This is a genomic window from Caballeronia sordidicola, assembly GCF_000729995.1.
Classification (GTDB): domain Bacteria; phylum Pseudomonadota; class Gammaproteobacteria; order Burkholderiales; family Burkholderiaceae; genus Caballeronia; species Caballeronia sordidicola_A.
Genome location: NZ_JNFG01000197.1, coordinates 1 through 5099, shown reverse-complemented (window position 1 = coordinate 5099; position 5099 = coordinate 1). Strand labels below are relative to the sequence as shown.

At 52.5% G+C, this 5099-nt stretch carries 2 tRNA genes and 2 rRNA genes; all 4 read right to left on the bottom strand.

The features are described 5' to 3' along the window. Window positions 1-2730: ribosomal RNA gene (locus FH08_RS0134385) — 23S ribosomal RNA — on the bottom strand; the annotation flags it as partial. A gap of 335 nt (window positions 2731-3065) precedes the next feature. Next, window positions 3066-3141 (bottom strand) — tRNA-Ala (locus FH08_RS0134380). A gap of 39 nt (window positions 3142-3180) precedes the next feature. Beyond that, a tRNA-Ile gene (locus tag FH08_RS48850) sits at window positions 3181-3257 on the bottom strand. A 69-nt stretch (window positions 3258-3326) separates the two neighbouring features. Next, a 16S ribosomal RNA gene (locus FH08_RS0134375) occupies window positions 3327-4859 on the bottom strand. Window positions 4860-5099 lie beyond the last annotated feature (240 nt).

Here is a 5099-nt window from a genome sequence, read left to right as displayed (position 1 = left end):
TGCTTTCAGCGGTTATCTCTTCCGAACATAGCTACCCGGCGATGCCACTGGCGTGACAACCGGTACACCAGAGGTTCGTCCACTCCGGTCCTCTCGTACTAGGAGCAGCCCCCTTCAAATATCCAACGCCCACGGCAGATAGGGACCAAACTGTCTCACGACGTTTTAAACCCAGCTCACGTACCTCTTTAAATGGCGAACAGCCATACCCTTGGGACCGGCTACAGCCCCAGGATGAGATGAGCCGACATCGAGGTGCCAAACACCGCCGTCGATATGAACTCTTGGGCGGTATCAGCCTGTTATCCCCAGAGTACCTTTTATCCGTTGAGCGATGGCCCTTCCATACAGAACCACCGGATCACTATGACCTGCTTTCGCACCTGCTCGACTTGTCGGTCTCGCAGTTAAGCACGCTTATGCCATTGCACTATCAGCACGATTTCCGACCGTACCTAGCGTACCTTCGTACTCCTCCGTTACACTTTGGGAGGAGACCGCCCCAGTCAAACTGCCTACCATGCACTGTCCCCGATCCGGATCACGGACCAAGGTTAGAACCTCAAACAAACCAGGGTGGTATTTCAAGGACGGCTCCACCGAAACTAGCGTTCCGGTTTCATAGCCTCCCACCTATCCTACACAGATCGGTTCAAAGTCCAATGCAAAGCTACAGTAAAGGTTCATGGGGTCTTTCCGTCTAGCCGCGGGGAGATTGCATCATCACAAACACTTCAACTTCGCTGAGTCTCGGGAGGAGACAGTGTGGCCATCGTTACGCCATTCGTGCAGGTCGGAACTTACCCGACAAGGAATTTCGCTACCTTAGGACCGTTATAGTTACGGCCGCCGTTTACCGGGACTTCAATCAAGAGCTTGCACCCCATCATTTAATCTTCCGGCACCGGGCAGGCGTCACACCCTATACGTCCACTTTCGTGTTTGCAGAGTGCTGTGTTTTTATTAAACAGTCGCAGCCACCAGTTTATTGCAACCCCTTCACCCTTTGCGCGCAGGCGCATCAAGCTACAGGGGCGTACCTTATCCCGAAGTTACGGTACCAATTTGCCGAGTTCCTTCTCCCGAGTTCTCTCAAGCGCCTTAGAATACTCATCTCGCCCACCTGTGTCGGTTTGCGGTACGGTCTTGTTAAACTGAAGCTTAGAGGCTTTTCTTGGAACCACTTCCGATTGCTTCTTCACCTAAGTGAATGGCCTCACACCCTTGAATTCCGCGCCCGGATTTGCCTAAGCGCCTTCTCCAATGCAAGGACCGGGACTTCCAACACCCGGACAACCTTCCGCGATCCGTCCCCCCATCGCATTTAACAATGGTGCAGGAATATTAACCTGCTTCCCATCAGCTACGCATTTCTGCCTCGCCTTAGGGGCCGACTCACCCTACGCCGATGAACGTTGCGTAGGAAACCTTGGGCTTACGGCGAGGGGGCTTTTCACCCCCTTTATCGCTACTCATGTCAGCATTCGCACTTCCGATACCTCCAGCACACTTTTCAATGCACCTTCACAGGCTTACGGAACGCTCTCCTACCATGCGAGATAAATCTCGCATCCGCAGCTTCGGTATATTGCTTAGCCCCGTTACATCTTCCGCGCAGGACGACTCGATCAGTGAGCTATTACGCTTTCTTTAAAGGGTGGCTGCTTCTAAGCCAACCTCCTGACTGTTTTAGCCTTCCCACTTCGTTTCCCACTTAGCAATATTTGGGGACCTTAGCTGGCGGTCTGGGTTGTTTCCCTCTTGACACCGGACGTTAGCACCCGATGTCTGTCTCCCGTGATTGCACTCTTCGGTATTCGGAGTTTGCTATGGCGTAGTAATCCGCAATGGACCCCACAACCATGACAGTGCTCTACCCCCGAAGGTGATACACGAGGCACTACCTAAATAGTTTTCGGAGAGAACCAGCTATTTCCAAGTTTGTTTAGCCTTTCACCCCTATCCACAGCTCATCCCCTAATTTTTCAACATTAGTGGGTTCGGTCCTCCAGTACGTGTTACCGCACCTTCAACCTGGCCATGGATAGATCACTTGGTTTCGGGTCTACGCCCAGCAACTGAACGCCCTATTCGGACTCGCTTTCGCTACGGCTGCCTTAATCAGTTAACCTTGCTACTGAACGTAAGTCGCTGACCCATTATACAAAAGGTACGCCGTCACCCCTTTCAAGGCTCCGACTGTTTGTATGCATGCGGTTTCAGGATCTATTTCACTCCCCTCCCGGGGTTCTTTTCGCCTTTCCCTCACGGTACTGGTTCACTATCGGTCGATCACGAGTATTTAGCCTTGGAGGATGGTCCCCCCATCTTCAGACAGGATTTCACGTGTCCCGCCCTACTTGTCGTACACCTAGTTCCACACATCCGCTTTCGCCTACAGGGCTATCACCTGCTATGGCCACACTTTCCAGAGTGTTCGGCTAACGGTCGTGCTAAAGAGTACAGGCTGATCCCATTTCGCTCGCCACTACTTTGGGAATCTCGGTTGATTTCTTTTCCTGCGGTTACTTAGATGTTTCAGTTCACCGCGTTCGCTTCACTAGACCTATGTATTCAGTCTAGGATGACCCAGAAGGGCCGGGTTTCCCCATTCGGACATCGACGGATCAAAGCTCGTTTGCCAGCTCCCCGTCGCTTTTCGCAGGCTACCGCGTCCTTCATCGCCTGTGATCGCCAAGGCATCCACCACATGCACTTGTTCGCTTGACCCTATAACGAGTGTGTCTCCGAGCATCCCCGCAAACCCTTGGCCGAAGCCACCGGTTCAGTGAGAACTCTTTCACACCGCTATAGGTTGAGTATTCGTGTTGCGCCGTATTCCAAAGCGACCTTTCGATCACTTTTTCATACATTGATACAATCACAACCCTGATCATCCTAATCACACCCATCTCTAAGTGCTTTCAAATGACCTTTACTACTTCTTCCAGATTGTTAAAGAACGACAGCACGACTCTAAGCGCTATGCTTAAAATCGCTTACTGACTGGCTCAATCGCCAATGCATAATCACTCTCAGCTTCAAGAATGCTATGCGTTGGTGATTGGTGGAGGATGACGGGATCGAACCGACGACCCCCTGCTTGCAAAGCAGGTGCTCTCCCAGCTGAGCTAATCCCCCAATACCTTGATGCTTGAGGGTCTGCATTTACAAAGTAAATGGTGGGTCTGGTTGGATTCGAACCAACGACCCCCGCCTTATCAAGACGGTGCTCTAACCAACTGAGCTACAGACCCTTAGCCTGTCTTCTTACAGCCGATAAGCGTGAGCGCTTTAGCACTTCACTTTAAAACGTTGAGCTCGAGAAAGGAGGTGATCCAGCCGCACCTTCCGATACGGCTACCTTGTTACGACTTCACCCCAGTCATGAATCCTACCGTGGTGACCGTCCTCCTTGCGGTTAGACTAGCCACTTCTGGTAAAACCCACTCCCATGGTGTGACGGGCGGTGTGTACAAGACCCGGGAACGTATTCACCGCGGCATGCTGATCCGCGATTACTAGCGATTCCAGCTTCACGTAGTCGAGTTGCAGACTACGATCCGGACTACGATCGGTTTTCTGGGATTAGCTCCCCCTCACGGGTTGGCAGCCCTCTGTTCCGACCATTGTATGACGTGTGAAGCCCTACCCATAAGGGCCATGAGGACTTGACGTCATCCCCACCTTCCTCCGGTTTGTCACCGGCAGTCTCCTTAGAGTGCTCTTGCGTAGCAACTAAGGACAAGGGTTGCGCTCGTTGCGGGACTTAACCCAACATCTCACGACACGAGCTGACGACAGCCATGCAGCACCTGTGTATCGGTTCTCTTTCGAGCACCCCCACCTTTCAGCAGGGTTCCGACCATGTCAAGGGTAGGTAAGGTTTTTCGCGTTGCATCGAATTAATCCACATCATCCACCGCTTGTGCGGGTCCCCGTCAATTCCTTTGAGTTTTAATCTTGCGACCGTACTCCCCAGGCGGTCAACTTCACGCGTTAGCTACGTTACTAAGTCAATGAAGACCCAACAACTAGTTGACATCGTTTAGGGCGTGGACTACCAGGGTATCTAATCCTGTTTGCTCCCCACGCTTTCGTGCATGAGCGTCAGTATTGGCCCAGGGGGCTGCCTTCGCCATCGGTATTCCTCCACATCTCTACGCATTTCACTGCTACACGTGGAATTCTACCCCCCTCTGCCATACTCTAGCTCGCCAGTCACAAATGCAGTTCCCAGGTTAAGCCCGGGGATTTCACATCTGTCTTAACGAACCGCCTGCGCACGCTTTACGCCCAGTAATTCCGATTAACGCTCGCACCCTACGTATTACCGCGGCTGCTGGCACGTAGTTAGCCGGTGCTTATTCTTCCGGTACCGTCATCCTCCCGCCGTATTAGGGCAGAAGTTTTCTTTCCGGACAAAAGTGCTTTACAACCCGAAGGCCTTCTTCACACACGCGGCATTGCTGGATCAGGGTTTCCCCCATTGTCCAAAATTCCCCACTGCTGCCTCCCGTAGGAGTCTGGGCCGTGTCTCAGTCCCAGTGTGGCTGGTCGTCCTCTCAGACCAGCTACAGATCGTCGCCTTGGTAGGCCTTTACCCCACCAACTAGCTAATCTGCCATCGGCCGCCCCTATAGCGCGAGGTCCCGAAGGATCCCCCGCTTTCTTCCGTAGATCGTATGCGGTATTAATCCGGCTTTCGCCGGGCTATCCCCCACTACAGGACACGTTCCGATGTATTACTCACCCGTTCGCCACTCGCCACCAGGGTTGCCCCCGTGCTGCCGTTCGACTTGCATGTGTAAGGCATGCCGCCAGCGTTCAATCTGAGCCAGGATCAAACTCTTCAGTTCAATGCCTGTTACTGTTTTCTATTCTTGCGAATAGGTCGCTCACTCAACGTACTGACAAGTTCCTCCCATCTTCCCCTTTCGAGAAAGACACTCAAAACCTACCTTAATACTAGTGTGAGACTTGATACTTTCGCTTCACGGCAGTATCTCCCGGGTTACCCCGGAAAACACCACCACGCTTAAAGCCAAGCACCAAGCGCCCACACTTATCGGCTGTTAGTTTTTAAAGAACATTCGCTA